We start from the raw sequence: 25,357 nt of genomic DNA, 5'->3' as shown, positions 1-25,357 counted from the left end.
AGCGGAAGCGAATTCGCTCCTTTGATCTCTTTCCGTCAATCGAAGACGCGGTGGCTAACAGCCCGTCGTCTGTTGAATTGACGCATGAGCCCTGGCGAGTGCCGTCAGGGGCAGGTGCGGAGCGGCTGACCTATTAGATTTTGTATCGACTGGAAGGAGATAGATAGCGAAAGCGATATTAGATACGGGCTGAAAGGCCGAAGAAACGAGCTTAAGCTCAGTTTCTCATTAGTAAATATTAGTATATCTATCTCTCGATCATACTAATGAGAAACAATAAAAAAATATCGACTTTAGACATTCAAAAATTGTACGATTTATGTGTAACAAGAACAACTGTTCTGCTTTGTACTTAGGGTATTTTATATGTCAAAGAAATTGATCAATTCATCCAAAGACGCATCGTGGGCTCGTTTGCCCGTCATGGACTCGATCACTGTGCTTCAGGCTCAGTTCTTCGATAATCGGTCTGTGGCCGCTCGGGTCAAAGGCAAGAGCGACTTCGCCCTGAAGCTGTTTGCCTGGACTTCCGGATGGAACATCGACCTGAAGAAACCGGAATGGTGGCGGGTTGTTCAACTGGTTGACCCAAAAACGGTCCTGACCTGGGCCAAAAAGAAGCACGAGGCTAATGGGATGGATGCTGAAATGCTTTCTGTCTATTCGGATGTTTCGACCGAAGCGATGAAGATGCAACAGAGCGGCCACTTTGAACTGGTGAAGATGGGTCACGTATCGAGTCCTCCAGGCACCCAATATTTCGTTGGCCAATTTGTCTTCATTGCTCGGACCGAGGGTGGGGTGTTCAGCGGGTTTGTCTACAACGACGGTGCACATGTTGAACTTGAAGGCATGAAGCCGACGAAAAAGGCTGGCGTGCGCCGCAAATCAGGAACACCAACCCATGCAGCGATTCTCAAGGGTCAGGCACTGTTGAACTGGCAGCGAGAGGCGAGGGAGAAGGAGGCGAATTGGATGTCTCAACAGGACCATCTCCATCCCCTGAACCCTCCTCAGATCGATCCACAAATTCGCGCATTCATAAACGGCAGCCCGTTCTAATTCTGATCGATGCTATAAACGTCGAGCAAGATAGCCACTCAAGCCTCAGATATCACAAATGTGCATTCATGATATGCAGATTAGAGTTTCTGCCTTTTTGCGACCTACCTAGCAACCTTAATCATGTACTTCAGGGTACATCCTTATAATTATCAAGATTCATTCAATTATGACACAAGTTATTACTAATATTTCTGTCCTTGAACGCTCATCAGGCAACGGCGAGCAATCATTTCAACTGTGGACCTCACACCAAGACACTAATTGGAGTTATGAGTGTGGTCCTCGATTCAAGTCAGGTGAGGTACGGAAATTTTGCCGAACCCACGGCTTGGCCTTCAAATACGACCACTCTTTCGGAGGCTATCTGATCTATGCTTACACCCCAGCCGAACAAGTGCATTTCAAGCTCAGGTTCGGAGTCAGCGTTCTGCTTGCGAGCGAGTGGGTGCAATTCCTGCGAGAAGAGCAGGAGCGCCAGGATTATGAACTCGCCTGCTTGGCGGTGGAACTCCAAGCTCAGTGGCATGCCCAACGTGCGGCCTGACGCCCGCTGAGGTCGTACGTAAGCCTTCATTCTGCGGATTTCGGTCCGCAGACTTCCCACAGGGGTAAGCTGCCCAATAACTCGGTATTTCCTGTCGATTCTTTTCAGATTTGACCGGAAGAGCGGATTACCACCTGTCCAAACGCGCCGTCCGCTGAGGCGGTCACCGGGAGTTTAGAATAAGGAGCGTGGACCCGGTGCGCTCCGATGAAGCACAAATGAACACCTCCCGTGTTTACTCCCCTCGGGGTTTTTCTCGCCAGAAAGCTGCCGCCCACATTGGGGTAGGCGAAACGAAGTTCGAGCAGATGGTTGCGGACGGAAGAATGCCCCAACCCTTCGAAATTGACGGTCGTAGGGTATGGTGCGTCTACGAGCTTGATGAGTGTTTTGACCGATTGCCGCGCCGCAATCAGACTGCTGGCACTCAAAGCATCCACAACCCATGGGCGGATCAGAGGGCAGCATAATGGCACGACCGAAACTCGATCCGAAGACCAAGACGACACGCTACAAGCAGGCGAAGCTGGAGGCTGAAAAGCTCAATAAGAAGCTTGGTTCGCATATGTACACAAATGCGTATGCGACTGAGTGGGGCAAGGTCGTGATTTACTACGAGCCCCCTGGAAAAGGAAAAGTCCGAATTCGCGCTCCCTACCCATCCATTGAGTTCGACACTGAACTCCTGGCGGCCAAACAGGGACAACCCTTTCAGGTCCGCTCGGTCAAGGCCGAGAATCCGCAAGTGTTGAAGGCTGCGCCCGCTACATGGCGTTGGGCGTGCCAGGACTACTTCGCCAACGATCCGACCTATCGTGCGATGTCCAACCGCGATAAACGCAATCGTAGGAACGTCTTGGAGAGCACCTGGGACGAGCCTCATGCCAGATTCACACACCTGCGGTATGGGGATTGTCCGCTTTCCGACTTCAACGGCGAGTCGGTGCTGATCCTCATGAAGCGGAAGCTCAAGTGGAAAACAGTGCGCGATGAGATCACAGGAGAAGAGCGCGAGGTCCAAACCAACTTTTCGGCGGCAAATACTCGCCACAAATTTATCAGTGGAGTCCTATCTTATTTGGTTCATAATCATACTCGGCTTGTGGGTGGGCGGAACTGGGCTCGCGATATTAAGACATTCGATCCCGAGAATGAGGACGGCCACCGGACCCCGAGCTTGGAAGAGATTGCTCTCTTCCAAAGCGAGTTTAAGCTCGGGACCAAGGAACGGCTTTTGTTCGATCTCGCCTACTACACGACGCAAAGACGCGCTGATCTGCCCCGGCTAGGCCACCCTGTGCTTGAAAAGGATCGATCCGGCAATGACCGGCTCTCGTTCGTTCAGCACAAACTTCGCAATAAGAAGCCAGTAACTGCCTACGTGCCGCAGTTTCCAGAACTTCGCGACTCGCTTGAAGCCGCGAAGGAGGCAGGCATCCTGGGCGAGACGTTTTACCTCGTGCATGACAAAGGCAACCTATCCCAGCCAGATCGGCCATACGCCGAAGGTAGTCTTGGCAATATGATGCAGGATGCGATCAAGAAGCTGATGTTGAAGACCGGCATGAAAAGGCGGTTTTCACTTCATGGCCTTCGGAAGGCTGGGGTCTGCCGTCTGATCATGATGGGTCTTTCCGTCCATCAGATCATGGCCATCACTGGCCACCGTACTCCCAAGGAAATCGACCGGTACGGTCGCGACTATATGCGGAGCGTTGCGTCTGAACAAGGTTACCAGAGGTATCTGGTATGGCGCGCGCAAAACGAGACTGATTTCCGGTCTGACATCAAGCCTGCCGACTTGGGGGCAGAAGTCGCGTGAGATTTATCCTCACCCTCTTATCAAGAGCCGCCCATGGGCGGCTTTTTTGTGCCTTCTTGGAGGAACAGAAGCGGCCCAAAGTCCCCCAGGTTTTCACCCCAGGTTTTTGATCAAGAGCTATTTGGTAAGCTAAGTTATTGAAATACCAACTCTCTCGAAGAGAGATGGTGCCCAGGAGAGGACTCGAACCTCCACGGTGTTACCCGCTGCTACCTGAAAGCAGTGCGTCTACCAATTCCGCCACCTGGGCATGCCTGTTCGGCGAGGGTTCGTTTACGGTGCTTCGGGGGCGGCGTCAATCGGGGAAAATGCGGGTTCTTTCGATTGGGGGGCGTGCACCCCTTCACAGGCCTGAGACGTTTGACTAGAGACAGTCCAGAATTCCGCATTCCGCCCCTCGGAGGGCGCAGGCCCGTTCGCGGCGGGCAGGAGGCATCTTATGATCGGCGCCATTCGCAAGCCCATCGATCAGGTGGTCACGGTTTTCGGCGGCTCGGGCTTTCTGGGCAGCTACGTGGTGGGTGCCCTCGCGCAGCAGGGCTACCGGGTGCTCGTGCCCACGCGCCAGCCCAACCTGTCCAACTTCCTGCCGCTGGGCCGCGTCGGCCAGATCTACCCAATCCACGCCAACCTGCGAAACCGCGACTCGGTGGCCCATGCGGTGGCCAAGGCCGATCACGTGATCAACCTCGTGGGCATTCTCCAGGAGAGCGGCCGCCAGAGCTTCGACGCCCTCCAGGCCGAAGGTCCGCGGATCATCGCCGAAGTGACGCCGGCCCATGCCAGCCTCACCCACGTCTCGGCCATCGGAGCGGAGTCCTCATCCGAATCCGCCTATGCCCGCTCCAAGGCGGAGGGCGAGGCCGGGCTCCTGGCCGCGCGGCCCGACGCGGTGGTCATGCGCCCGTCCCTGATGTTCGGCCCCGGCGACAGCTTCTTCAACCGCTTCGCGACCCTCGCCCGCATGCTGCCGGTCCTGCCGCTCGCGGGGTCCGACACCCGCTTCCAGCCGGTCTATGCGGGCGACGTGGCGGCCGCCATCGTGAAGGCCGTGGACGGCGCGGTGCCGGGCGGGCGGATCTACGAGTTCGGCGGCCCGCAGGTCGCCACCTTGCGGGAGCTCGTCGAATACGTGCTGCGGGTCACGGAGCGCCGGCGCCTCATCGTGCCGCTGCCCAACCCCGTCGCGCGTCTCCAGGGATCGGTGATGGGAACCCTCGACAGCCTGACCCTCGGCCTGCTGGCCGACGAGATGGTGATGACCCGCGACCAGGCGATCCTGCTGGAGCAGGACAACCTGGTGTCCGAGGCCGCCCTGCGGGAAGGCCGCACGCTCCAGGGCCTGGGCATCACGCCCACGGCCTACGAGGGCCTGGTCGATTCCTACCTGATCCGCTTCCGCAAGACCGGCCAGTTCGATCTCAAGCGCAATGCCGGTCCCACGACGCCGGACCTCCTGGCCCCGCAATCGGGCGGGCCGGACTCCGGCTTCCACCCCGAGCGGGCGCCCGGCTCCGCCACGGCCCCGTCAGCGGCGGGCCATTAAGGCCTCGGCTCCGGCAGCCGGCCCGGGAGGGAGGTCCCGTCCGATCCGGCCGGCAGTCCCCATCGGTCGGAGCGCCGGGCCAGTCCCTTGTGGACGTACACCATCATGGCCACGCCGAAGAGCGGGGTCAGAAGGTTCACGATCGGCACGAAGAGCAGGGCCGCGATGACGGCGCCGGCGAGCAGCACCGTGAGCCGGTTCTCCACCCGCATGCACCCGGCCTCCTTCATGGGACGGAAGCGCCCGGCCGCCAGCTCGAAATATTCCCGGCCCAGCAGATAGGCGTTGGCGATGAAGAACACGCCGATGTTCACGCCCGGGATGAGGAACACCATCAGGGCGGCGAGGTTCACCAGCAGCGACAGTCCCGCGAAGCGCAGACCGTAGAGAAGCGCGCGGCCCATCGGCAGGGCCTCGCCCGGCGGGTCGCCCGGAAAGCTCTTGCGCTCCACCACCTCGGCCACGTCGTCCAGGAAATAGCCCGCCACCACGGCGGAGACCGCCGGGATGAGGTACACCAGCGCCACGAGCAGCCCGAACCCGGTGAGGAACTCCGCATAGCCATCCAGGGCCGGATAGCTGGCGCTGAGGCTGTGATGGTCGAGATAATAGGAGACCAGCCGGGTCAGGACGAGCCAGATGAGGACCAGGAGCGCGACCGTCAGGCCGATCGACTTCCAGAGGATGCGCCGCAGGTCCGGCGAAAGGACCTGGCGGGCCGCCGCGAAGGCCGCTTGAAGGAGCATGATGGGCAATCGTCCTGAAAAGTTGTCGGTTCATCCCTCCAGCCGCCTGGAAGGATGGGCGTTCCTTACTTATGAACGCCTATGCCGGAAGGCGAGAGGGAGCCCGCATGAAGCCTGTTCATACCCCGCACCTGACGGACCTGCCGGCCGATCCCGACGTGGTGGTGGTGGGCGCGGGTTCGGCCGGGATCGCAGCCGCCCGTGCCCTTCTGGCGGCGGGCCTGAGCGTGGCCGTGCTGGAGGCGCGGGACCGTATCGGCGGGCGGGCCGTCACCACGGCTTTCCGGGGCCATCCGGTCGACCTCGGGGCGCATTGGCTCCACGCGGGGCCGATCAACCCCCTGGTGAAGCTGGGTCTCGCGCGCGGCGAGAAACTGCGCCACGCGCCCACCGGCGGCCACACCTTCGTCAGGGGCCGGCAGGCCCCGCCCGCCGCGCGGGCGGCCCTCGACCGGGCCTTCGACCTTGCCGACCGGGCGATGACGCTCGGGGCGCAGCGTCCCGAGGATCGTTCGGCGCAGAGCGTTCTCACGCCTATCGGCCCGCACGCGCAGCGTGTGATCGCCATTCACGGCCTGGTGTCGGGACGGCCCCTCGACGAGGTCAGCCTGCACGATTTCCCAAGTTCGGAATACGCCCATAACTGGTTCATCACGGGCGGGCTCGGCGCCTATCTGGCGCGCCTGGCCGAAGGCCTGCCGATCCGCCTCGGTACCGCGGTGGACGGGATCGACTGGTCGGGTCCAGGCGTGCGGGTCTCCACCGCGTCCGGGACGCTCCAGGCCAGGGCGGTGCTCGTCACCGCCCCCATGGCGGTGCTCCAGGCCGGCGCGATCCGCTTCTCGCCCGGCCTGCCGCCAGGCCTCCAGGAGGCGGTCCAGGCCTTCACGCAAGGGGTTTACGAGCACGTGATCCTGCACTGGCCGGGTTCGCCCTTCCGGGGCCCGGACCGGCTCACGCAGCTCTCGGGCACGCGGCTGGAGCCGCCGGGCCTGCTCACGAACATCGACGGAGCCCCCTTCCATTTCCTGGAACTCGACCTCGAGCGCGCCAGGGCCCTCGACGGCCGCGATCCCCATGCGCCCGCCCGGTTCGCCCGCGCCGTCATGGCAGGGCAATTCGGCTATCGGGCCATCCGGGACCTGCAGGTGCTGGCCGCAACCGCCTGGCGAAACGATCCCTGGTCCCGGGCCTCCTGGGCCGTGATCCCGCCCGGCAAGGCGCCTGCGCGAGAGGCCCTGAAGACGCCGGCGGGCGAGCGGGTCTGGTTCGCGGGCGAGGCCTTGTCCCGCGAACAATGGGGCACGGCGGGCGGCGCCTGGGAGGAAGGGACGCGGGCGGCGGGCGAAATGGTGGCGCGGCTCAGGAAGATCCCAGGAACCCCCCTTGATTTGTAGCACTCGGTGCTATATAACTTTGTATCGAATTGACTATGATCCGGGCCTGAGAGGTTCGGATGAAGCTATATAAGACACGAGAATTTGCACGGCAGGCGCGCCAGTGCCGCTTAGCAGACGCTGATCTTCGAGAGGCTGTCCAAAGGGCTGAGCAGGGTCTCGTCGATGCGGAGATCGGCGCGTGTCTCATCAAACAGCGCGTCGCGAGGAAAGGGCAGGGCCGTTCACGTGGTTATCGGACGATCATCTTTCTAAAGGAGGGTGACCGCGCCGTCTTTCTTCATCTGTTCGAAAAAAGCCGCCAAGCCAATCTGACGATCAAGGAAGAAGAAGCGTTTCGGGATTTTGCGAAATCTCTAGCACGTCTCGACAGCCGGACCTTCGCGTCGTTGGTCGAGACACAAGGATGGGAGAGAATCGATGATGAAAAGTGAGAGGCGCTATAGAAGCAGCCCGCTGCAATCTCTGCACGCGGCGGCTGAGGATCTCCTTGCAGTTGGTGCCATCGACAAGATGACCATGCGCCGTTTCGATGTCGCTTGCCTGACGCCCGTGGACGATTTGCATCCCGACGGCATCCGTCAGATCCGCGAGAAGGCACATATGAGCCAGGCTTTGTTCGCGATGGCTTTGAATGTCACCACATCGCTTGTGAGCCAATGGGAACGCGGCGAGAAGAAGCCGAGCGGCCCCTCTCTCAAGCTTCTGGCTCTAGCCGACAAGAAAGGGATCGACGCGATCCTCTGACGCTTTGCCCCTCACACCATGCTCGGCAGCACCCTGTCCGGCGGCCTGTGACCGTCGAGGAACGCCTTGATGTTGACGATCACCTTCTCGCCCATGTCGATGCGGCTCTCGACGGTGGCCGAGCCCATGTGGGGCAGGAGCACCACCTTGTTCTGACGGGCGAGCTTGACGAGGCGGGGGCTCACGGCAGGCTCCTCCTCGAACACGTCGAGGCCCGCCCCCGCGATGGCGCCGGCCTCGATGAGGCGGGTGAGCGCGGTCTCGTCGATGATCTCGCCGCGGGCCGTGTTCACCACGAGCGCCGTGGGCTTGAGCAGCTTGAGACGCCGGGCCGAGAGGAGGTGGTAGGTGGCGGGCGTGTGAGGGCAGTTCACCGACACGATGTCCATGCGGGCCAGCATCTGGTCGAGGGATTCCCAGTAGGTCGCTTCCAGCTCGTCCTCAATCCGCTGGGGCACCCGGCGCCGGTTGTGATAGTGGATCGACAGACCGAAGGCCTTGGCGCGCCGCGCCACCGCCTGTCCGATGCGGCCCATGCCCACGATGCCGAGGCGCTTGCCGGTGATGCGGCGGCCCAGCATCCAGGTTGGCGACCAGCCTGCCCATTCGTCCCCCGGGATGACCCCCGCGCCTTCCGGGATGCGTCGCGCCACGGCCAGGATCAGCGCCATGGTCATGTCGGCGGTGTCTTCCGTCAGAACGCCGGGCGTGTTGGTGACCGTGATGCCCCGCGCATGGGCGGCCGGCACGTCGATGTTGTCGACGCCGTTGCCAAAATTGGCGATGAGCTTGAGGCCGGTCCCAGCCTCCGCGATCAGGCCCGCGTCGATCTCGTCCGTGACGGTGGGCACCAGCACGTCCACGTCCCGCATCACGGCCGCGAGTTCCTCCCGGGACAGGGGCTTGTCCTCCAGGTTCAGGCGCGCGTCGAAGAGTTCGCGCATCCGGGTCTCGATGACGTCCGGCAACCGGCGGGTGACGACGACGACGGGTCTCTTCTTCATCGGTGCACGGTTCCCCAAAAAGCCGGCGGATTCCGGCCGTTTTTCACGCTCTCTTAACCGCGATGGGCGACTAAGGTCCTGGGCCGCCGCAAGGCCGCCCGTCACGCTTCTCTACCAGAGGCTCGAGCGGAGACAAAACCCCATGAAGAGGTTCGTGAAGAGGTCCTTGCGCCAGGCGTCGTATGCGGCGGCGACTCTCGCCTTCGGGCTGCTCCTAGGCACGCTTGGGGGACCGCCGCCCGCCCTGGCCCAGCAGCCGCCCGGCGGGCGCCTCGGCACGGGCCTGCCGGTGCCGCGCTACGTGAGCCTCAAGACCGACCGGGTGAACTTGCGCGAGGGTCCGTCCAAGGACCACCGCACCGCCTGGGTGTACCAGCGCGCCGGCCTGCCCGTGGAGATCGTGGCCGAGTACGAGACCTGGCGGCGCATCCGCGATTCGGAGGGCACGGAGGGATGGGTTCTGCATTCCCTCCTGTCGGGGCGTCGCACCGCCCTGGTCCAGCCCTGGGCCAAGGAAGGCACTTTCCTGACCCTTCACGACAGCCGCGACGACAAGGGACACGTGGTGGCCCAGCTCCAGCCCGGCGTGGTCGCCAACGTGAAGGATTGCGACGGCACCTGGTGCGAGGTCGTCATCGCCCGCGACAAGGCCCGGGACGTGGACGGCTACATCCACCAGGACAAGCTCTGGGGTGTTTACCCGAACGAGAAGGTGGAATAAGTCCCTGGCCCGAACTCTGTTGCACTCAAGCGAATGCCGATGACCCTCACCTTCAGCCTCAAGAATGTCCTGCCGATCCTGGCGCTGGTTCTGGCCGCCGCCGCCATCGTGGCGCCTCGCTTCCTCAACGTCTACGTGGCCGTCTTCCTGGTCGTGTTCGCGGTCGTCCAGTTCGGGTTCCTGCGCTAGGGCATGCCCTCCCGTCAGAGTCGCCGGAGGGCCACTTCCTCGATGCGGTGGCTCGCGCCCTTCTTGAGAATCAGGCTCGCCCGCTGGCGGGTCGGCAGGATGTTGTCGCGCAGGTTCACCAGATTGATGCGCGACCACAGGCCCTCGGCCACCTCGATGGCCTCGGCCTCGGAAATCTCCGCATAGCGCCGAAAGTAAGATAGCGGGTCCCGGAAGGCCGTGTGGCGCAGGCGCAGGAAGCGATTGACGTACCAGCGGTGCAGATCGTCCTCGTCGGCATCGATATAAACCGAAAAATCGAAGAAATCCGACACGAACGGGATCGCCATGCCGTCCTTCGGGAGACGGGCGGGCTGGAAGACGTTGAGGCCTTCCACGATGAGGATGTCGGGCCGGTCCACCACGGTCTCCTCGCCGGGCACCACGTCGTAGACCAGGTGCGAGTAGAGCGGCGCGCTCACATGGCGCTTGCCGGCCTTGATGTCGGCCAGGAAGCGCAGGAGCTTGCCGGTGTCGTAGCTTTCCGGAAAGCCCTTGCGTTCCATCAGGTTGAGCCGGATCAGCTCCGCGTTGGGCAAGAGGAAGCCGTCCGTGGTGACCAGATCGACCTTGGGGGTGTTGGGCCAGCGGGCCAGCAGCGCCTTCAGCACGCGCGCCGTGGTGGACTTGCCCACCGCCACCGAGCCCGCCACGCCGATGATGTAGGGCACTTTGCCGTCGTTCTCGGCGAGCAGGAAGCGCTGGGTCGCCTTGAACAGCCCCTGGGTGGCCGCGACGTAGAGGGAGAGCAGGCGCGAGAGCGGCAGGTAGATGGCCGCCACCTCGTCGAGCGAGATCGGGTCGTTCAGGGACTGGAGCCGCACCACCTCGTCGGCGGTGAGCGTCATCGGGGCGTCGGCGCGCAGCTGCGCCCATTCCTCGCGGGCGAAGATCCGGTAGGGGGACAGGTTGTCCCCGCCCTCGGACGGGGACACCGCGAGGGGCTGGTCCATGACGGGGCCTTCTCCGGTGGCCGGGAGCCGGGGGCTCCCGATGAACGATGCCCTCAAGACGGGCGCGCGGCCTTTTCGGCCAAGCCGGATTGTGCAGTGCGGCGCTCCAGCTCGGCCATCACGTCATTTAAGGGAATTTGCGCGCCCTGCAACACGACCAAAAGATGATAGAGCACATCCGCCGCCTCGGCCGTCAGGTTGGCCCGGTCCTCCGCCACCGCCGCGATCACGGCCTCCACGGCCTCCTCGCCGAGCTTCTTGGCCGCTTTCGCGGGTCCGCCCGTGATCAGCTTCGCCGTGTAGGATTCCTCCGGCGAGGCGGCGGCGCGCTGAGCCACGATGGCGGCGAGATCGGCGAGGGTGAAGGGGGTCATGGGCTTTCCGTTGAACGCTCAAGGTTTTTTCAGCCAGAACTGGACCTGAGACCAATCATTCCCAATCGCAATTGGACGCAGGATCGATGCCGGCTACTTTCACTTCGGGGTCAAGTTGGATCTGAATTTGTCCGTCTGAGTAGATATCCTCGAACAGTCCTTTCTTGAAGACCAGACGGGCATCCTTACCCTGCAGCGTTCGTAACAAGGCGATATGACCCTTATCCCGGAACTCTACGGTCAGGCGCATCGAGCCGTCTGCCGTATAGCACAGGAGCGTCCTAACGCCGTCGCTTCCGAAAAATATCGGCTTCCCGCTGGAAAAATATCCGGTCCCGGCAAGACTGACGAGACCCAGGATAGCTCCTACCGCGAGAAGGAGAGTGACAGCGAAGATTCTGGCAATAAGCAGCATTTCATTGGATCGGCATTAAGACGTCGACCATTATATGAAACTCTGTTTCATTAAACTAGTCGGCAGCGGTCTCGCTGACGCTCCGTCGCCATTACTGAACGCGATCCAGCCGCATCTTGAGACCGGCCTTGGCCATGTAGTCCTTGGCCTCGCCGATGGTGTGGGTGCCGAAATGGAAGATGGAGGCGGCGAGCACCGCGCTGGCATGGCCGTCGCGCACGCCATCGACCAAATGATCGAGATTGCCGACGCCGCCCGATGCAATGATCGGCACCGGAACCGCGTCCGCGATAGCACGCACGAGCGCGAGGTCGTAGCCGCCTTTGGTGCCGTCCCGGTCCATGGAGGTGACGAGCAATTCGCCCGCGCCCAGCTCCGCCATGCGCTTGGCGAAGCCGACCGCCTCGATTCCGGTGGCGTTGCGCCCCCCGTGGGTGAAGATCTCCCACCGGGGCTCCTCGCCCTCGCCCGAAACCCGCTTGGCGTCGATGGCCACCACGATGCACTGGTTGCCGAACTTTTCGGCCGCCTCGCGCACGAAATCCGGGTTGTTGACCGCCGCCGTGTTGATCGACACCTTGTCGGCGCCCGCCAGCAGAAGCTTGCGGATGTCCTCGACGGTTCGAACGCCGCCGCCCACGGTGAGCGGCATGAAGCAGGCCTCCGCCGTGCGGGTCACCACGTCGAGCAGGATGCCCCGGGCCTCGTGGCTTGCCGTGATGTCGAGGAAGCACAGCTCGTCGGCGCCCGCCGCGTCATAGGCCTTGGCGGCCTCCACGGGATCGCCGGCATCGACGAGGTCGAGAAACTGCACGCCTTTCACGACGCGCCCGTCCTTGACATCGAGACAGGGGATGAGGCGAACTTTCAGCATATTGCCTACCTATGGGTCTAAGTCCGAATGCCATCCTTTTCCGATTATGTCATCTATGTTGATGAGAGCGGCGACCACGACCTCAACTCGATTCACGAGGACTTTCCGCTTTTCGTTCTAGCATTCTGTATTTTCAAAAAATCGGACTATGTCCAAAAAATTGTGCCTGCCGTTCAGGAGTTCAAGTTTCGATGGTTTGGGCACGACATGGTCATCCTGCACGAGCGCGAAATTCGCAAGCAACAGGCACCCTTTAAGTTTCTGCAAAACCAAGGCGTTCGTGCGACTTTCATGGATGAGTTGTCGGGCATCATCAAAAGTGCTGACGTTACGGTCATCGCGAGCGTCATCGATAAGCGAAAATTGCGGCAGCGCTACGCAAAACCGGACAATCCCTACCATATCGGCCTTCAATTCTGCATGGAGAGAACACACACTTTCCTTATGGAGAATGGTCAGGCCGCAAAGGTCTCTCATTGTATGTTCGAGAGGCGCGGCACTAGGGAAGACAATTTGCTCGAACTTGAGTTTCGAAGGATCAAGGACAGGGGCAACTACAAGAAAGCATCCATGGATGAACTCGACATTTGCTTTGCCGACAAGAAAGCGAATTCATCAGGACTGCAATTAGCGGATCTATTCGCCAGACCCATAGGTCTAGGTGTACTTAGGCCTGCGCAACCGAACCAGACCCGTGAGATTATCGCCGAGAAATTCCGCCGCAGCACAACCGGCAAAACGTTGGGCTACGGTCTGAAAATCTTCCCCTAAAAAGCGAAAGGCCCCGGACAAAGCCGAGGCCAGACGCCGACCGAGAACATCCCCCAGTCCATTTTAATCGACTATATAGGAACAAATGAAGAACTGTCAAGAGGTTCTTGACAAGATCTCGCTCCTGAGTCCGTTCGCGCCTCGAATCAAAGCCAAAGCGCCCGCCGGATCGATGCGCCCGTCGTAGAGGGCCCGTCCCGAGATCGCGCCGCCAAGCACCGCGCAATCGGGCTCCACCAGCCGCTCGATATCGGCCATGGAGGCAAGCCCGCCGGATGCGATCACGGGGATCGAGACCGCTTTGGCCAGCGCCAGCGTCATGGGGAAGTTGATGCCCTTGAGGATGCCGTCGCGGGCGATGTCGGTGTAGATGATGGCGGCCACGCCCGCATCCTCGAAACGGCGGCCGAGCTCCTCCGCCGACAGAGTGGAGGTCTGGGCCCAGCCCTCCACGGCCACGAACCCGTCCTTGGCGTCGATGCCCACCGCGATTTGGCCGGGATGGAGCCGCGCCGCCTCACGCACGAAGGCGGGATCGCGTACCGCCGCCGTGCCGATGATCACGCGGGCGACGCCCTGGTTCAGCCAGCCCTCCACGGTCTTCATGTCCCGGATGCCGCCGCCGAGCTGCACCGGGATCGCGACGCGCTTGAGAATGTCGCGCACGGCGGAGGCGTTCATGGGCTTGCCCGCGAAGGCGCCGTCGAGATCGACCACGTGCAGCCATTCGAAGCCTTGCGCCTCGAAATCGGCCGCTTGGGCCGCTGGATCGTCGTTGAACACGGTGGCCTGGTCCATGTCGCCCTGGATCAGGCGGACGCAGCGGCCTTCCTTCAGGTCGATGGCGGGAAAGAGGATCACGGGCGCCACCTCAGGAAATTGGCGATGAGCTTGAGGCCGAGGGCCTGGCTCTTTTCGGGATGAAATTGCGTGCCGACGAGGTTGTCCCGCGCCACCATCGCCGTCACGCTCCCGCCATAGGCGGAGGTGGCGACCACATCCGTGGGATCGTCGGGCGTGAGGGCGTAGGAATGGACGAAATAGGCATGCAGGCCGTCCGGCCCGGTCTCGATGCCGTCGAGCATCGGATGGGACTTTTGCCGCTCGAGGGTGTTCCAGCCCATATGGGGGATCTTCAAGGTGGGATCGCCCGGCACGATGGCCTTCACGTCGCCGTGGATCCAGTCGAGCCCGTGGGAGGTCTCGTATTCGAGGCCCCGCGTCGCCATGAGCTGCATGCCCACGCAGATGCCCAGGAACGGGCGGCCCCGCTCGCGCACGGTCTCGTGGAGGGCCTCCACCATGCCGGGCACGGCATCAAGCCCCCGGCGGCAATCGGCAAAGGCGCCCACGCCGGGCAGGACGACTCGGTCCGCCCGCCGCACGGAATCGGGATCGGACGTCACCGCGATGGTCTCGTCCAGGCCCGCCTCGCGGGCGGCACGCTCGAAAGCCTTGGCGGCGGAGTGCAGGTTTCCGGAATCGTAATCGATGATGGCGACGCTCATCGCGGGCGCTCCGCATCGGGGAAGAGGCCCAGCACGGGAGCCGGGCGGGCAAAGGCGGGACCCGGCCGGGGCGCCCCCTGGGCGACCGCGCGGGCCGGGGCGGGCTCGGGGCGCTCCAGCCAGCGCGCCAGGGCCTTGGCCTCGGCCTCGTCCTGGTTGTCGGCGCTGACCACGTCCACCACGGGCGAGCCGTGCCGGGCGTAGGTCCAGCGGCGGAGCGTGTTGGCCTCCAGCCCCAGCAGGATCGAGGCCAGGAGATGGGCGAGCGTGAAGAAGCCCCGGTGGACGTCGAACAGGTTCAGCAGCACCTGCAGGAGCCCGAAGGCGATCAGGACTCCGAACCCCGCCAGCCACAGCCGGTGGGCGAAGAACCACAGAAAGTTGAAAAAGAATGCCCCCCAGGCGAAGCCGTCCTTGACCAGCTTCGCGTCCTCCAGGCCGGACGGATCGCCCGGCCGTGCGTCCGGCGGCAGGTGCAATGTATAGGTTGTCATCGCTTCTCTTCCCAAAGGCAGGGGCCGAGGCCCGAAGGCCCGGCCTTGAGCTTACAGGGTCCCCTTGGTGGAGGGAACGCGCCCCTCCTCCCGCGGGTCCATGCTCACGGCCCGACGCAAAGCCCGTGCCAGACCCTTGAACAGGCTCTCGGCGATATGGTGGCTGTTCTCGCCGTACAGGGTCTCCACGTGGAGCGTCACCGCCGACTGGACCGCGAAGGCCTGGAAGAACTCGCGCACCAGCTCGGTGTCGAACACCCCGATCTTTTCCGTCGGGAAGGAGGTGCGGAAGACCAGGAAAGGCCTGCCCGAGATGTCGAGCGCCACCCGGGACAGGGTCTCGTCCATGGGCAGGTGGATATCGGCGTAGCGGGTGATGCCCTTCTTGTCGCCCAGCGCCTGGAGAATCGCCTGGCCCAGGGCGATGCCCGTATCCTCCACGGTATGGTGCTGGTCCACGTGCAGGTCGCCGGTCACCTTGACGGTCAGGTCGAACAGCCCATGGCGGGCAAACAGTTCGAGCATGTGGTCGAGGAAACCCACCCCCGTGGCGATCTCGGCCTTGCCGGTGCCGTCCAGGGCAATCGACACGGCCACATCGGTCTCGGCGGTGCGGCGGCTGACGCTCGCGGCGCGCATTCGTCTCATCCTTCGTGGATTGGAAAACGGCGCTTTCTATCAAGCCGCGCGACGAAACACCACCCGCGTTGCTTTTATCGGGAGGATGATTAAGTCACGCCTTGAAACGCCTTGCGGGCCGACACCCCGGCCCGCCCCGCACATCCCCGGAGTTTATTCCCCTTGTCCGACCTTCCCTCCATGCACGCCACCACGATCCTCATGGTCAAGAAGGACGGCCGCACGGTCATCGGCGGCGACGGCCAGGTGAGCCTGGGCCAGACCATCGTGAAGGGCAACGCCCGAAAAGTGCGCCGCCTGTCCAAGGGCGGCGTGATCGGCGGCTTCGCGGGCTCCACGGCGGACGCCTTCACGCTCTTCGAGCGCCTGGAGGGCAAGCTGGAGCAGTATCCGGGCCAGCTGACCCGCGCCTGCGTGGAGCTGACCAAGGACTGGCGCACCGACCGGTACCTCCGCCGCCTGGAGGCCATGATGCTGGTGGCCGACAGGGAGGTGGGCCTCCTGCTCTCCGGCTCCGGCGACGTGCTGGAGCCCGAAGGCGGCATCATGGCCATCGGGTCCGGCGGCAACTACGCGCTGGCGGCCGCCCGGGCGCTCGCGGATTCGGGCCTCGACGCGGAGGCCATCGTGCGCCGGTCCCTCAAGATCGCGGCCGAGATCTGCGTCTACACCAACGCCAACATCGTCATCGAGACCCTGGAGGGATAGGCCCCCTGGCCGCGCGGCGGGTCCCCGTCTAAGAATGCAATGTTGTGTCTTGAGGGCCGGATCATGATCGCCGACGACGTTTTGGACAAGGGAATCGCCAGAGGCATCATCTCGCCCGGGCAGGCCATGGCCCTGCGCGACATCTCCCGCGAGATCGACACCACCCTGGTATCGGAACCTCAAGACGACGAGAAGCTGCGCTTCATCTCGGGCTTCGCCGACATCTTCGTGACCATCGGGATCGGGCTGTTCTCCGTGGCGGTGTGGTATCTGGCGGGCACCTTCGGCGGCGGGGCGGGCGCCCTCGCGCTGGCGGCCGCGTCGTGGCTCCTGGCGGAGTTCTTCACCCGCCGCCGCCGTCAGGCCCTGCCGAGCATCGTGCTCCTGTGCCTGTTCGCCGGTTCGGTCTTCTGGGCCGGACTGGCGCTCGGGGGCGCATTGTTCGGCGTCGAGGGCGCCTTGTCCCATCCGAACCTCGCGTTCGGAGCCGAAGGTGGAGAGCCCGACGGCCTCTGGATCCTTGCCGCAGCGCTCCTGACCGCGATCCTCGCGGCGCTTCACTACGTTCGGTTCCGCGTGCCGATCACCATCGCGGTCGGCGTCGCGGCCCTGGCCGGGGCGCTCATTTTCGGCGTCGTGAGCGTTGCGCCGGAATTCATGACGGCCTACGGCAGCCTCCTCATTCCCCTCGTGGGACTTGCGGTCTTCGCTTTGGCCATGCGCTTCGACATGTCGGATCCGGCCCGGGTCACGCGGCGCACCGATATCGCGTTCTGGCTGCACATGCTGGCGGCGCCCATGATCGTGCATCCGATCATCGCGAAACTCGTCATCGACCGGTCCGACATGACGCCCGCGACCGCCGCCTCCGTGCTGGCCATCTTTCTCGTGCTCGGCATCGTGGCCGTGGTCGTCGACCGCCGCGCCCTGCTGGTCTCGGGCCTCGCCTATGCGGGCTATGCCTCGGCCACGATCTTCAAGACCGTGGGCCTGGAAGGCCAGACCGTCCCGGCGACGCTCCTGGCGCTCGGGGCCTTCATCCTTCTCCTCTCCGCAGGCTGGCGGCCCGTGCGCACGGGCCTGCTCAAACTCCTGCCCGCCAACCTTGCGCAAAAGCTCCCGCACCCCATTCTCTCAGGACCATGACCAACTTCTCCCCCCGTGAAATCGTCTCCGAACTCGACCGCTTCATCGTCGGCCAGCAGGACGCCAAGCGCGCCGTGGCGATCGCCCTGCGCAACCGCTGGCGCCGCCAGCAGCTGGAAGGTAGCTTGCGCGAGGAAGTGGCGCCAAAAAACATCCTGATGATCGGCCCCACGGGCTGCGGCAAGACGGAGATCTCCCGTCGCCTGGCCCGGCTCGCCAATGCGCCGTTCCTCAAGGTGGAGGCCACGAAGTTCACGGAGGTCGGCTATGTGGGCCGCGACGTGGAGCAGATCGTGCGCGATCTCGTGGAGGTGGGCATCGGCCTCGTGAAGGAGGACCGCCGCAAGCAGGTGCAGGCCAAGGCCCACAATGCCGCCGAGGAGCGCGTGCTCGACGCGCTGGTCGGCCCGACCGCGAGCGCCCCCACCCGCGATTCCTTCCGCAAGAAGCTGCGCGCCAACGAGCTCGACGACAAGGAGATCGAGATCGAGGTGCAGGCGGGCGGCGGCGGAATGCCCATGTTCGAGATCCCCGGCATGCCGGGCGCGTCGGTGGGCGCGATCAACCTCGGCGACATGTTCGGCAAGGCGCTGGGCGGCCGGTCCAAGACCCGCCGCACCACCGTGCGCGAGGCCTATGAGCCGCTGGTGGCGGAGGAATCCGACAAGCTGCTCGACCAGGACGCCATCGTGCAGGAGGCGATCCGCCAGGTGGAGAACAACGGCATCGTGTTCCTGGACGAGATCGACAAGATCTGCGCCCGCGAGGGACGCGGCGGCGCGGACGTATCCCGCGAGGGCGTGCAGCGCGACCTGCTGCCTCTCATCGAAGGAACCACGGTGGCCACCAAGCACGGCGCCGTGAAGACGGACCATATCCTGTTCATCGCGTCCGGCGCCTTCCACGTGTCGAAGCCGTCCGACCTCCTGCCCGAACTGCAGGGCCGCCTGCCGATCCGGGTCGAGCTCAACCCGCTCACGGTGGACGACTTCAAGCGCATCCTCACCGAGACGGAGGCGAGCCTCATCAAGCAATCCGTCGCGCTCCTGCGCACGGAAGGCGTCGAACTCGTCTTCACGGACGATTCCATCGACGCGTTGGCGCAAGTCGCCGTGCAGGTGAACGACACGGTGGAGAACATCGGCGCCCGCCGCCTGCAGACCGTGCTGGAACGCGTCCTCGACGACGTCTCCTACACGGCCCCCGACCGCTCCGGCGAAACCGTCACCATCGACGCCGGATACGTTCGCGGCGAGGTGGAGAGCCTGGCGAAGAACACGGATCTGAGCCGGTTTATTTTGTAGGGATTCAGAGCCGTCCACACCCCGTCTTTCCAGGTGCCGCCGCGCTCGCAAGCTGCTAAGCTTGCCGGGGAGCGCGGCGGTTCGGCCGTGCGGGGGCATCATGGACCAGACTTTTCTGTTCGGCGTGTTCGCGGCCGCCATGCTGGCGGCCTGGTTCAACGGGCGACGCGTGGCCGTGGCTTTGTTTCTCGCGGGTCTGATCTTGAGCGTTGCGGATTATCTCCACCACGCGACGGACCGCCTGAACCTGTCCTTCTGAGGAGCGGCTCGTCATGACCCCACGCCTTGCCGTGACGCTCAATGCGCTCGGCCTTTACGCCATCGCGCTCGTCCTGCTGGCCGCGTTCGTGTTGCAGATCACGCTGAGCGAGCTGCCCTGCCCGCTGTGCCAGCTCCAGCGCGTCGCCTTCGCGGCCTTGGCCGTCGGGCCGGTCCTGAATCTGCGCCACGGACCGCGCCCGAGCCATTACGGGATGACGCTGCTCGCCGCGCTCTTCGGCCTGATGGCCTCGGGCCGCCAGATCCTGCTGCATATCCTGCCGGGCGATGCGGGCTACGGTTCGGCGATCCTCGGCGCCCATTACTACAGCTGGGCCTTCGTGGGCTTCGCGGCGGCGGCGGCGGCAACAGCCGCCATGATGCTCTTCGACCGTCAGTTCGGGGATCGCGACACGCCGCGCCTCGGCACCTTCGAGAAGGCCGCCATGGGCCTCATCGTCGGCCTCGTGCTGGCCAACATGCTCAACGGCTTCGCCGAATGCGGCCCCAGGATCTGCCCCGACAACCCGACGGGCTACTGGCTGTTCGGCGGCTGAAGCGCCCGGTCCCCCACCCCCGGGCCGACGCTTTCCAGAAGCAGCGCGTGGGCGGCCTCGACCTCCGGCGGGATCTCCACATGGCCGATGAAGCCACGGCCCTTCGGCCCATAGCCCGAAGGATCGTCGCGCAGGCGCGGGATCTCGCCGAGAATCAGGGACAGGAAGCGCTCCATGGGCCAAAGTCCGGCGATGTCCCGGGAGGTGAACGCGAGCGCGCCGTCCGCGACGCACACCTGCGGCGTGAAGGTGGGCCAGCTCATGAAAGTCGTCGCGGGACCATCGCGCCAGACATGCCGGAACGTGGCGTCGGTGCGGCGCTGCATGGTGGTATCCTGCACGACGACGATCCGATCCATGGGCGTGCCGCTGGCTTCCAGGATGCGCCGGGAGAACAGGGCGTTCTCGCCGCAATTTGTGGAGGCGTCGTCGAGCAGGATCAGGTCCGTCGCGAGGCCGAAGACATCGCGCGCGAGATCGGCGAGAACATGCGCCTCGGGGCGCCCCTCGGCCGCGATGGCGCGGTAGGCCGGATGGGCCACGACCTCCCGCCAGAGACCCTGCGTCGAATGCCCGATGCCGCCGGAAATCAGGACGCGTTGCGCTTGTCCGCTCCGGACGAGCCGGAACGCACCCTCGGCGGTCTGCAACACGCTGTTGCCCGCCAGCACGACGCAATCGGCGGGGCGCACTTCGAGGCTCGCGGACTCGAACGTGTCGAGCGCCAGGTAACCCGCAAGCGTATTGACGGCGGCCACCGTCCCGTCGGGGCCGCTCACGACACCGAGGCCTCGATGGCGTCCATGTCCTCGTCGGACAGCCCGAAATGGTGGCCGATCTCGTGCACCAGCACATGGGTCACGAGATGGCCCAGCGTTTCTTCGTGCTCGGCCCAGTAATCGAGGATCGGGCGGCGGTAGAGCCAGACCATGTTGGGGAACTGCCCCGTCTGCATCATGGCCTCGCCCTGCGCCAGCCCGATGCCGCGAAACAGCCCCAGAAGATCGAAGGGCGTCTCGCACTCCATTTCCTTGAGGGTCTCGTCGTCGGGAAAATCCTCGACCCGGATGATCACGTCGCCGCAAAGTTGGCGGAACGCCCGGGGCAGCGCGTCGAAAGCGACCCGCGCCATCGCGTCGAAGTCGTCCAGGGACGGGGCTTGGAGGGAAGACCAGTCGGTCATGCGTGTCAGAGATATCCGAGCTGATGGGCGAGCCAGAGGCTCAACGCGATGAAGCCGACCACCGAGAGCGCGCGGCCGATGCGGCGGCCCCACAGCTCGATGGGGTCCGTCCCGCCGCCTTCCGCGTCACCGATGGCGTCCCGGGCCGCGAGATGATCACGCAAGCGTCCGCCCGCGCGCCCCAGGGACGACGCCGCGAAGGTCTCGGAATCCCGCCGGACGCGCTCCAGCGCCTCGCGGGATTCCCGTTCGGGATCGGTGAGGGGCTGTTGCGCCACCTCTTATCCGAAGGTCCGGATGTCGACGAACCGGCCCGCGATCGCCGCCGCCGCCGCCATGGCGGGCGAGACGAGGTGGGTGCGGCCCTTGAAGCCCTGGCGGCCCTCGAAATTGCGGTTCGAGGTCGACGCGCAGCGCTCGAGGGGCGCCAGGCGGTCCGCGTTCATGGCCAGGCACATGGAGCAGCCCGGCTCGCGCCAATCGAAGCCCGCGGCCTTGAAGATCTTGTCGAGCCCTTCGGCTTCCGCGTGCATCTTCACGATGCCGGAGCCGGGCACGATCATGGCGCTGACGCTCTCGGCCACGCGCTTGCCCTCGACGACTTTCGCGACGGCGCGCAGGTCCTCGATGCGGCCGTTGGTGCAGGAGCCGATGAAGACCCGGTCCAGGGTGATGTCGGTGATCTTCTGGCCTGGCTTGAGACCCATATATTCGAGCGCCCGCCACTTGGAGACGCGCTTGTTCTCGTCCTGGATGTCGTCCGGGTTGGGCACCGCGCCCGCCACCGAGATCACGTCTTCCGGGCTCGTGCCCCAGGTCACGATGGGCGGCAGGTTGGCGGCGTCGAGGCGGATCTCCGTGTCGAAGAACGCGCCTTCGTCCGTGCGCAGGGAATCCCAGTAGCGCACGGCGGCGTCCCAGGCCTCGCCGGTCGGCGCCTTCGGGCGGCCCTTCAGGTAGGCGTAGGTCTTCTCGTCCGGCGCCACCATACCGGCGCGGGCCCCGCCCTCGATCGCCATGTTGCAGACCGTCATGCGGCCTTCCATGGAGAGCGAGCGGATCGCCTCGCCGGCATATTCCATCACGTGGCCGGTGCCGCCGGCGGTGCCGGTCTCGCCGATGATGGACAGGATGATGTCCTTGGCGGTCACACCCTCCGGCAGCTTGCCGTCCACGGTGACCCGGAAGTTCTTGGCCTTCTTCTGGATCAGGGTCTGGGTGGCGAGCACGTGCTCGACCTCGGACGTGCCGATGCCGTGGGCCAGAGACCCGAAGGCCCCATGGGTGGAGGTGTGGCTGTCGCCGCACACGATGGTCATGCCCGGCAGGGTGAAGCCCTGCTCCGGCCCCACCACGTGCACGATGCCCTGGCGGGTATCGAGCTCGTTGTAGTACTCGACACCGAAATCCTTGGCGTTCTGGGCGAGCGCCGCAACCTGGGTGGCGGCCTCGGGATCCTCGATGCCGTGCGATCGGTCACTGGTCGGCACGTTATGGTCGACAACCGCCAGGGTCTTGCCGGGCTGGCGCACCGTGCGGCCCGTCATGCGCAGGCCCTCGAAAGCCTGCGGGCTCGTGACCTCATGGACGAGGTGGCGGTCGATGTAGAGAAGGCACGTCCCGTCGTCCTGCCGGTCGACGACGTGGTCGTCCCAGATCTTGTCGTAGAGGGTGCGGGGATTGGCCATGGTTCTCTTCCAGCGGTCTTCGAAAGGATGATCCAGTGTTTAGCGGTCCGCCGCCATCCCGAAAAGAGGTCCTGAAGGCGCACCGCGATGAAAGTATCGCATAGCTGAACCGGCAGGCGGCGCAATAAAATTTTCCAGCCCGGCCTAGGGCTCCCCGTGAAGGGCCCGACAGCAAAAAAGCGCGGCCTGAGCCGCGCTTCCCCGAAGGCCTGGCGGTTGGCTCAGGCTTATTCCGCGGCCGCTGCCTTGGCGGCCTTGTCGGACGGACGCTCGGCGCGCTCGGCGATACGGGCCGACTTCCCGCGACGGTCGCGCAGGTAATACAGCTTGGCGCGGCGCACGGCGCCACGGCGCACGACCTTGATCGAGTCGATGTTGGGCGAGAAGAGCGGGAACACGCGCTCGACGCCCTCGCCGTAGGAAATCTTGCGAACGGTGAAGCTCTGGTGGAGGCCGCCGCCGTTGCGGGCGATGCACACGCCCTCATAGGCCTGCACGCGGGACCGCTCGCCTTCCTTCACCTTCACGTTGACGATGAGGGTGTCGCCGGCCTGGAAGTCCGGGATGGTCTTGGCGAGCTTGGCGATCTGCTCCTGCTCGAGCTGCTGAATGATGTTCATGTCTTGCTCCTGCCGTTGCGTGGTCCTGGAAAGACTTTTTGGAAAGCCCCAAGCCCGCTGGATTTCGGCGTCCTGTTTTAAGTTAAGGCGGGCGCTATACAGGGTTTCGGCCGGGATGTCGAGCATCACCTTCCTCTTGAGGGGGAAGGTCGTCGCGTAGCGGCGGGATGGGGTGGGAAACACCACGTTCGGAAATGTCGCGTATCTCACCCCACCTCGGCCTGTGGCCGATCCTCCCCCTCAAGGGGAGGATGAAGGCGACAACAGATCCGGTCGCCGCTCCCGCGTGATCCGCTCCGCTTCCGCGCGACGCCATTTTTCGATGGCGGCGTGGTTGCCGCTCATGAGCACGTCGGGGATCGGTCGCCCCTCCCATTCGCGGGGGCGGGTGTATTGCGGATATTCCAGCCGGTTGCCCTCGAAGCTTTCATCAAGGCCGGAGGATTCCTTGCCCATGACGCCGGGGATGAGGCGCACGCAGGCATCGAGCAGCACAAGGGCCGCGATCTCGCCGCCGGAGAGCACGTAATCGCCGATGGAAACCTCTTCCAGGCCGCGCCCTTCGATGACGCGCTCGTCCACGCCCTCGAAGCGGCCGCACACGATGATGGCGCCGGGGCCCCCTGCCAGTTCGCGCACGCGCGCCTGGCGCAAGGGTCTGCCGCGCGGGCTCATGAGCAGCTTGGGGCGCGGATCGTCCGGCGGGACAGCGGCGTCGATGGCGGCCGCGAGCACGTCGCAGCGCAGCACCATGCCGACCCCGCCCCCGGCGGGAGTATCGTCCACATTGCGGTGGCGGCCGATGCCGTGGTCGCGGATCTGCCGCGCCTCGAGACTCCACAGGCCCCGCGAGAGGGCGTCGCCGGACAGGGAGGCGCCCAGCGGGCCGGGAAACATCTCGGGGTAAAGGGTCAGAACCGTGGCCGCGAAGGTCACGCGCCGTCTCCCGGGCCGTCTCCCGGCGCGTCGGCGGGTTTCGCCTCGGGCGCCGCGAAGAAGTCATCCGGCAGCGCGACGGTGACGCTGCGGCCCGCGATGTCCACGGCGGGCACGAAATCCTTGGTGAACGGCAGCAGCGCGGTGCGGCCACCGGGGCCTTGCGCGATCTCCAAGAGATCGCCGCCCCCGTAATTGGGCACGTCCACGACCGTGCCTACAGGTTTCCCCTCGGCGTCGCGGGCGGTGAGGCCGATCAGGTCGGCCAACAGAAACTCGTCTTCCTCGTCAGGGGGCGGAAGCCTGTCGCGTTCGACATAGAGCTCGACCCGGTTCAGGGCCTCGGCGGCCTCGCGGGTCGACACGCCCTCCACCCGGGCGATCAGCATGTCGGGGGCGGGCCCGGGCGCGGGGCGCACATCCTTGAGGGTGAAGGCGCGGTTCTTGGATGTAGGATTCTTGGAAGACAGCAGGGGACCGTAGGACGCAATTGCCAGCGGATCGCCCGTGTAGGTTTTCAGCCGCACCTCGCCGCGAAGGCCGTGCGCGCGGCCGAACTCGCCCAGGAGGACGAGGTCAGCGGAGGCGGACGGCCCACCCTCCCCTCGAGGGGGAGGGTCGGACCGGAGGTCCGGGGTGGGGTGGTGGCGCGCGCTCTCAGAACGTGGTGTTTCCACCCCACCTCGACCTTCGGTCGATCCTCCCCCTCGAGGGGAGGATGAAGAGCGCGCGCCTTTCCCCATCAGCCTTACGCAGCCTCGCCGCCGGCCGAACCGGCCGCGGCCGCCTTGGCGTCGGCGCGCTCCTGGGACTTCTTGCCCGGAACCGCCTTCTGCGGGTTGTTGCGCGGGGAGCGCTTCAGGAGGCCGGCATTGTCGAGAAAGCGCAGGACGCGGTCGGTCGGCTGGGCGCCCTTGGCGAGCCAGTCCTTGGCCTTCTCGACGTCGAGGGTGACGCGGCTCTCGTCGCCCTTCGGCTTCATCGGGTCGTAGGTGCCGATCTTCTCGATGAAGCGGCCGTCGCGCGGGGAGCGCGAATCGGCCACGACGATGCGGTAGTAAGGACGCTTCTTGGCGCCGCCACGGGTCAGTCGGATCTTGAGGGACATG

At 64.5% G+C, this 25,357-nt stretch carries 33 protein-coding genes and 1 tRNA gene; 15 read left to right on the top strand and 19 right to left on the bottom strand.

Translation table 11 applies throughout. The annotated features are described in order from the left end of the window. Positions 1–366 precede the first annotated feature (366 nt). The 3 genes from ILT42_RS08405 to ILT42_RS08395 all read left to right on the top strand — a co-directional run bounded on the left by ILT42_RS08405 (position 367) and on the right by ILT42_RS08395 (position 3,431). Positions 367–1,062, top strand: a complete 696-nt coding sequence (locus ILT42_RS08405; RefSeq protein ID WP_204214983.1) for a hypothetical protein — start codon at positions 367–369, stop codon at positions 1,060–1,062. A gap of 169 nt (positions 1,063–1,231) precedes the next feature. Next, positions 1,232–1,609: a hypothetical protein gene (locus ILT42_RS08400; RefSeq protein ID WP_204214982.1), complete on the top strand. Its 378-nt coding sequence runs from the start codon at positions 1,232–1,234 to the stop codon at positions 1,607–1,609. A gap of 469 nt (positions 1,610–2,078) precedes the next feature. Beyond that, entirely contained in the window at positions 2,079–3,431 is a 1,353-nt protein-coding gene (locus ILT42_RS08395) for a tyrosine-type recombinase/integrase (RefSeq protein ID WP_204214981.1), read from the top strand. A 165-nt stretch (positions 3,432–3,596) separates the two neighbouring features. Here the strand turns inward: ILT42_RS08395 and ILT42_RS08390 are convergent. Further along, a tRNA-Leu gene (locus ILT42_RS08390) sits at positions 3,597–3,681 on the bottom strand. 189 nt (positions 3,682–3,870) lie between these two features. Here ILT42_RS08390 and ILT42_RS08385 point away from each other — a divergent pair. Further along, a complete protein-coding gene (locus tag ILT42_RS08385) occupies positions 3,871–4,977 on the top strand; it encodes a complex I NDUFA9 subunit family protein (RefSeq protein WP_204214980.1) in 1,107 nt (368 codons plus the stop codon). Here ILT42_RS08385 and ILT42_RS08380 read toward each other — a convergent pair. Further along, positions 4,974–5,723 carry a sulfate transporter family protein gene (locus ILT42_RS08380; protein ID WP_204214979.1) on the bottom strand — a complete coding sequence of 250 codons (750 nt, stop codon included), beginning with the start codon at positions 5,721–5,723 and terminating at the stop codon, positions 4,974–4,976. The genes ILT42_RS08385 and ILT42_RS08380 overlap by 4 nt on opposite strands. Positions 5,724–5,830: 107 nt before the next feature. Between ILT42_RS08380 and ILT42_RS08375 the strand changes: the two genes are divergently transcribed. Genes ILT42_RS08375 through ILT42_RS08365 form a run of 3 tightly spaced genes read left to right on the top strand, consistent with a single transcriptional unit; the run spans position 5,831 to position 7,867 of the window. Next, positions 5,831–7,120 carry a flavin monoamine oxidase family protein gene (locus ILT42_RS08375; protein WP_204214978.1) on the top strand — a complete coding sequence of 430 codons (1,290 nt, stop codon included), beginning with the start codon at positions 5,831–5,833 and terminating at the stop codon, positions 7,118–7,120. 59 nt (positions 7,121–7,179) lie between these two features. Beyond that, positions 7,180–7,554 carry a type II toxin-antitoxin system RelE/ParE family toxin gene (locus ILT42_RS08370; RefSeq protein ID WP_204214977.1) on the top strand — a complete coding sequence of 125 codons (375 nt, stop codon included), beginning with the start codon at positions 7,180–7,182 and terminating at the stop codon, positions 7,552–7,554. After that, positions 7,541–7,867 carry a helix-turn-helix domain-containing protein gene (locus ILT42_RS08365; RefSeq protein ID WP_407664514.1) on the top strand — a complete coding sequence of 109 codons (327 nt, stop codon included), beginning with the start codon at positions 7,541–7,543 and terminating at the stop codon, positions 7,865–7,867. The genes ILT42_RS08370 and ILT42_RS08365 overlap by 14 nt, the downstream gene beginning before the upstream one ends. 11 nt (positions 7,868–7,878) lie before the next feature. Here the strand turns inward: ILT42_RS08365 and ILT42_RS08360 are convergent, their stop codons facing one another. Beyond that, positions 7,879–8,871, bottom strand: a complete 993-nt coding sequence (locus ILT42_RS08360; protein WP_204214976.1) for a 2-hydroxyacid dehydrogenase — start codon at positions 8,869–8,871, stop codon at positions 7,879–7,881. Between the two features lie 142 nt (positions 8,872–9,013). Between ILT42_RS08360 and ILT42_RS08355 the strand changes: the two genes are divergently transcribed. After that, the gene (locus ILT42_RS08355; protein ID WP_204214975.1) at positions 9,014–9,592 is read left to right on the top strand and encodes an SH3 domain-containing protein; all 579 of its coding nucleotides are present in this window, start codon (positions 9,014–9,016) and stop codon (positions 9,590–9,592) included. Between the two features lie 39 nt (positions 9,593–9,631). After that, positions 9,632–9,781: a hypothetical protein gene (locus ILT42_RS08350; protein ID WP_204214974.1), complete on the top strand. Its 150-nt coding sequence runs from the start codon at positions 9,632–9,634 to the stop codon at positions 9,779–9,781. A gap of 14 nt (positions 9,782–9,795) precedes the next feature. Here the strand turns inward: ILT42_RS08350 and coaA are convergent, their stop codons facing one another. The 4 genes from coaA to hisF all read right to left on the bottom strand — a co-directional run bounded on the left by coaA (position 9,796) and on the right by hisF (position 12,436). Continuing rightward, a complete protein-coding gene (coaA, locus tag ILT42_RS08345) occupies positions 9,796–10,773 on the bottom strand; it encodes a type I pantothenate kinase (protein WP_204214973.1) in 978 nt (325 codons plus the stop codon). Positions 10,774–10,826: 53 nt separating this feature from the next. Continuing rightward, positions 10,827–11,147: a phosphoribosyl-ATP diphosphatase gene (locus ILT42_RS08340; RefSeq protein WP_204214972.1), complete on the bottom strand. Its 321-nt coding sequence runs from the start codon at positions 11,145–11,147 to the stop codon at positions 10,827–10,829. Between the two features lie 55 nt (positions 11,148–11,202). Beyond that, entirely contained in the window at positions 11,203–11,562 is a 360-nt protein-coding gene (locus ILT42_RS08335; protein ID WP_204214971.1) for a hypothetical protein, read from the bottom strand. Between the two features lie 91 nt (positions 11,563–11,653). After that, positions 11,654–12,436, bottom strand: a complete 783-nt coding sequence (hisF, locus tag ILT42_RS08330) for an imidazole glycerol phosphate synthase subunit HisF (protein WP_204214970.1) — start codon at positions 12,434–12,436, stop codon at positions 11,654–11,656. A 27-nt stretch (positions 12,437–12,463) separates the two neighbouring features. Here hisF and ILT42_RS08325 point away from each other — a divergent pair, with 27 nt between their 5' ends. Continuing rightward, complete coding sequence (locus ILT42_RS08325; RefSeq protein ID WP_204214969.1) at positions 12,464–13,207, top strand: DUF3800 domain-containing protein; 744 nt, start codon at positions 12,464–12,466, stop codon at positions 13,205–13,207. 96 nt (positions 13,208–13,303) lie between these two features. On the opposite strand, the gene hisA is transcribed toward ILT42_RS08325, so the two are convergent. Genes hisA through hisB form a run of 4 tightly spaced genes read right to left on the bottom strand, consistent with a single transcriptional unit; the run spans position 13,304 to position 15,848 of the window. Next, a complete protein-coding gene (gene hisA / locus ILT42_RS08320; protein ID WP_324617704.1) occupies positions 13,304–14,077 on the bottom strand; it encodes a 1-(5-phosphoribosyl)-5-[(5-phosphoribosylamino)methylideneamino]imidazole-4-carboxamide isomerase in 774 nt (257 codons plus the stop codon). Then, positions 14,065–14,715, bottom strand: coding sequence for an imidazole glycerol phosphate synthase subunit HisH (gene hisH / locus ILT42_RS08315; protein ID WP_204214967.1), 651 nt, complete (start codon positions 14,713–14,715; stop codon positions 14,065–14,067). Before hisH ends, hisA begins: the two co-directional genes overlap by 13 nt. Further along, complete coding sequence (locus ILT42_RS08310; protein ID WP_204214966.1) at positions 14,712–15,209, bottom strand: DUF2628 domain-containing protein; 498 nt, start codon at positions 15,207–15,209, stop codon at positions 14,712–14,714. Before ILT42_RS08310 ends, hisH begins: the two co-directional genes overlap by 4 nt. 51 nt (positions 15,210–15,260) lie before the next feature. Beyond that, a complete protein-coding gene (gene hisB / locus ILT42_RS08305; RefSeq protein ID WP_204214965.1) occupies positions 15,261–15,848 on the bottom strand; it encodes an imidazoleglycerol-phosphate dehydratase HisB in 588 nt (195 codons plus the stop codon). Positions 15,849–16,028: 180 nt separating this feature from the next. Between hisB and hslV the strand changes: the two genes are divergently transcribed. From hslV to ILT42_RS08280, 5 genes are all read left to right on the top strand, one after another. After that, positions 16,029–16,556: an ATP-dependent protease subunit HslV gene (hslV, locus tag ILT42_RS08300; protein WP_204215130.1), complete on the top strand. Its 528-nt coding sequence runs from the start codon at positions 16,029–16,031 to the stop codon at positions 16,554–16,556. A gap of 63 nt (positions 16,557–16,619) precedes the next feature. Next, entirely contained in the window at positions 16,620–17,702 is a 1,083-nt protein-coding gene (locus ILT42_RS08295; protein WP_204214964.1) for a hypothetical protein, read from the top strand. Next, positions 17,699–19,006, top strand: a complete 1,308-nt coding sequence (gene hslU / locus ILT42_RS08290) for an ATP-dependent protease ATPase subunit HslU (RefSeq protein ID WP_204214963.1) — start codon at positions 17,699–17,701, stop codon at positions 19,004–19,006. The genes ILT42_RS08295 and hslU overlap by 4 nt, the downstream gene beginning before the upstream one ends. Before the next feature lie 100 nt (positions 19,007–19,106). Beyond that, positions 19,107–19,265 (top strand): DUF5993 family protein, encoded by a 159-nt coding sequence (locus ILT42_RS08285; protein WP_204214962.1) that lies wholly within the window; start codon positions 19,107–19,109, stop codon positions 19,263–19,265. A 13-nt stretch (positions 19,266–19,278) separates the two neighbouring features. Further along, positions 19,279–19,821: a disulfide bond formation protein B gene (locus ILT42_RS08280; protein WP_204214961.1), complete on the top strand. Its 543-nt coding sequence runs from the start codon at positions 19,279–19,281 to the stop codon at positions 19,819–19,821. On the opposite strand, the gene ILT42_RS08275 is transcribed toward ILT42_RS08280, so the two are convergent. The 8 genes from ILT42_RS08275 to rpsP all read right to left on the bottom strand — a co-directional run bounded on the left by ILT42_RS08275 (position 19,800) and on the right by rpsP (position 25,356). Continuing rightward, positions 19,800–20,600 carry a YdcF family protein gene (locus tag ILT42_RS08275; RefSeq protein ID WP_204214960.1) on the bottom strand — a complete coding sequence of 267 codons (801 nt, stop codon included), beginning with the start codon at positions 20,598–20,600 and terminating at the stop codon, positions 19,800–19,802. The two genes, ILT42_RS08280 and ILT42_RS08275, sit on opposite strands and share 22 nt — an antisense overlap. After that, a complete protein-coding gene (locus tag ILT42_RS08270; protein ID WP_204214959.1) occupies positions 20,597–21,004 on the bottom strand; it encodes a metallopeptidase family protein in 408 nt (135 codons plus the stop codon). The genes ILT42_RS08275 and ILT42_RS08270 overlap by 4 nt, the downstream gene beginning before the upstream one ends. A 5-nt stretch (positions 21,005–21,009) precedes the next feature. Beyond that, positions 21,010–21,282, bottom strand: coding sequence for a hypothetical protein (locus ILT42_RS08265; RefSeq protein ID WP_204214958.1), 273 nt, complete (start codon positions 21,280–21,282; stop codon positions 21,010–21,012). Positions 21,283–21,285: 3 nt separating this feature from the next. Further along, positions 21,286–22,692 carry a 3-isopropylmalate dehydratase large subunit gene (leuC, locus tag ILT42_RS08260; RefSeq protein WP_204214957.1) on the bottom strand — a complete coding sequence of 469 codons (1,407 nt, stop codon included), beginning with the start codon at positions 22,690–22,692 and terminating at the stop codon, positions 21,286–21,288. A gap of 227 nt (positions 22,693–22,919) precedes the next feature. Further along, positions 22,920–23,312, bottom strand: a complete 393-nt coding sequence (gene rplS, locus ILT42_RS08255) for a 50S ribosomal protein L19 (RefSeq protein WP_204214956.1) — start codon at positions 23,310–23,312, stop codon at positions 22,920–22,922. 240 nt (positions 23,313–23,552) lie between these two features. Beyond that, positions 23,553–24,248, bottom strand: a complete 696-nt coding sequence (gene trmD, locus ILT42_RS08250; RefSeq protein WP_204214955.1) for a tRNA (guanosine(37)-N1)-methyltransferase TrmD — start codon at positions 24,246–24,248, stop codon at positions 23,553–23,555. Then, positions 24,245–24,991 (bottom strand): ribosome maturation factor RimM, encoded by a 747-nt coding sequence (gene rimM, locus ILT42_RS08245; RefSeq protein ID WP_407664511.1) that lies wholly within the window; start codon positions 24,989–24,991, stop codon positions 24,245–24,247. Before rimM ends, trmD begins: the two co-directional genes overlap by 4 nt. Positions 24,992–24,996: 5 nt before the next feature. Then, a complete protein-coding gene (gene rpsP / locus ILT42_RS08240; RefSeq protein WP_204214953.1) occupies positions 24,997–25,356 on the bottom strand; it encodes a 30S ribosomal protein S16 in 360 nt (119 codons plus the stop codon). Between the last annotated feature and the right edge of the window lies 1 nt (position 25,357).

Source organism: Microvirga pudoricolor, from assembly GCF_016892705.1.
GTDB classification, from domain to species: Bacteria; Pseudomonadota; Alphaproteobacteria; order Rhizobiales; family Beijerinckiaceae; genus Microvirga; species Microvirga pudoricolor.
Note: the sequence above shows the minus strand (reverse complement) of the source record. Positions and strands in the feature narration are given on the sequence as shown.

Coding starts and splice junctions, on each gene's coding strand:
- hisB (WP_204214965.1), bottom strand. CDS start 15,848: ATGCGCGCCGCGAGCGTCAGCCGCCGCACCGCCGAGACCGATGTGGCC.
- ILT42_RS08295 (WP_204214964.1), top strand. CDS start 16,620: ATGATCGCCGACGACGTTTTGGACAAGGGAATCGCCAGAGGCATCATC.
- ILT42_RS08355 (WP_204214975.1), top strand. CDS start 9,014: ATGAAGAGGTTCGTGAAGAGGTCCTTGCGCCAGGCGTCGTATGCGGCG.
- rimM (WP_407664511.1), bottom strand. CDS start 24,991: ATGGGGAAAGGCGCGCGCTCTTCATCCTCCCCTCGAGGGGGAGGATCG.
- ILT42_RS08325 (WP_204214969.1), top strand. CDS start 12,464: ATGCCATCCTTTTCCGATTATGTCATCTATGTTGATGAGAGCGGCGAC.
- hisH (WP_204214967.1), bottom strand. CDS start 14,715: ATGAGCGTCGCCATCATCGATTACGATTCCGGAAACCTGCACTCCGCC.
- ILT42_RS08395 (WP_204214981.1), top strand. CDS start 2,079: ATGGCACGACCGAAACTCGATCCGAAGACCAAGACGACACGCTACAAG.
- hisF (WP_204214970.1), bottom strand. CDS start 12,436: ATGCTGAAAGTTCGCCTCATCCCCTGTCTCGATGTCAAGGACGGGCGC.
- ILT42_RS08335 (WP_204214971.1), bottom strand. CDS start 11,562: ATGCTGCTTATTGCCAGAATCTTCGCTGTCACTCTCCTTCTCGCGGTA.
- coaA (WP_204214973.1), bottom strand. CDS start 10,773: ATGGACCAGCCCCTCGCGGTGTCCCCGTCCGAGGGCGGGGACAACCTG.
- leuC (WP_204214957.1), bottom strand. CDS start 22,692: ATGGCCAATCCCCGCACCCTCTACGACAAGATCTGGGACGACCACGTC.
- hslV (WP_204215130.1), top strand. CDS start 16,029: ATGCACGCCACCACGATCCTCATGGTCAAGAAGGACGGCCGCACGGTC.
- ILT42_RS08370 (WP_204214977.1), top strand. CDS start 7,180: ATGAAGCTATATAAGACACGAGAATTTGCACGGCAGGCGCGCCAGTGC.
- hslU (WP_204214963.1), top strand. CDS start 17,699: ATGACCAACTTCTCCCCCCGTGAAATCGTCTCCGAACTCGACCGCTTC.
- rplS (WP_204214956.1), bottom strand. CDS start 23,312: ATGAACATCATTCAGCAGCTCGAGCAGGAGCAGATCGCCAAGCTCGCC.
- ILT42_RS08365 (WP_407664514.1), top strand. CDS start 7,541: ATGATGAAAAGTGAGAGGCGCTATAGAAGCAGCCCGCTGCAATCTCTG.
- rpsP (WP_204214953.1), bottom strand. CDS start 25,356: ATGTCCCTCAAGATCCGACTGACCCGTGGCGGCGCCAAGAAGCGTCCT.
- ILT42_RS08310 (WP_204214966.1), bottom strand. CDS start 15,209: ATGACAACCTATACATTGCACCTGCCGCCGGACGCACGGCCGGGCGAT.
- ILT42_RS08405 (WP_204214983.1), top strand. CDS start 367: ATGTCAAAGAAATTGATCAATTCATCCAAAGACGCATCGTGGGCTCGT.
- ILT42_RS08285 (WP_204214962.1), top strand. CDS start 19,107: ATGGACCAGACTTTTCTGTTCGGCGTGTTCGCGGCCGCCATGCTGGCG.
- ILT42_RS08270 (WP_204214959.1), bottom strand. CDS start 21,004: ATGACCGACTGGTCTTCCCTCCAAGCCCCGTCCCTGGACGACTTCGAC.
- ILT42_RS08380 (WP_204214979.1), bottom strand. CDS start 5,723: ATGCTCCTTCAAGCGGCCTTCGCGGCGGCCCGCCAGGTCCTTTCGCCG.
- ILT42_RS08400 (WP_204214982.1), top strand. CDS start 1,232: ATGACACAAGTTATTACTAATATTTCTGTCCTTGAACGCTCATCAGGC.
- ILT42_RS08375 (WP_204214978.1), top strand. CDS start 5,831: ATGAAGCCTGTTCATACCCCGCACCTGACGGACCTGCCGGCCGATCCC.
- ILT42_RS08360 (WP_204214976.1), bottom strand. CDS start 8,871: ATGAAGAAGAGACCCGTCGTCGTCGTCACCCGCCGGTTGCCGGACGTC.
- ILT42_RS08340 (WP_204214972.1), bottom strand. CDS start 11,147: ATGACCCCCTTCACCCTCGCCGATCTCGCCGCCATCGTGGCTCAGCGC.
- ILT42_RS08280 (WP_204214961.1), top strand. CDS start 19,279: ATGACCCCACGCCTTGCCGTGACGCTCAATGCGCTCGGCCTTTACGCC.
- ILT42_RS08350 (WP_204214974.1), top strand. CDS start 9,632: ATGACCCTCACCTTCAGCCTCAAGAATGTCCTGCCGATCCTGGCGCTG.
- ILT42_RS08385 (WP_204214980.1), top strand. CDS start 3,871: ATGATCGGCGCCATTCGCAAGCCCATCGATCAGGTGGTCACGGTTTTC.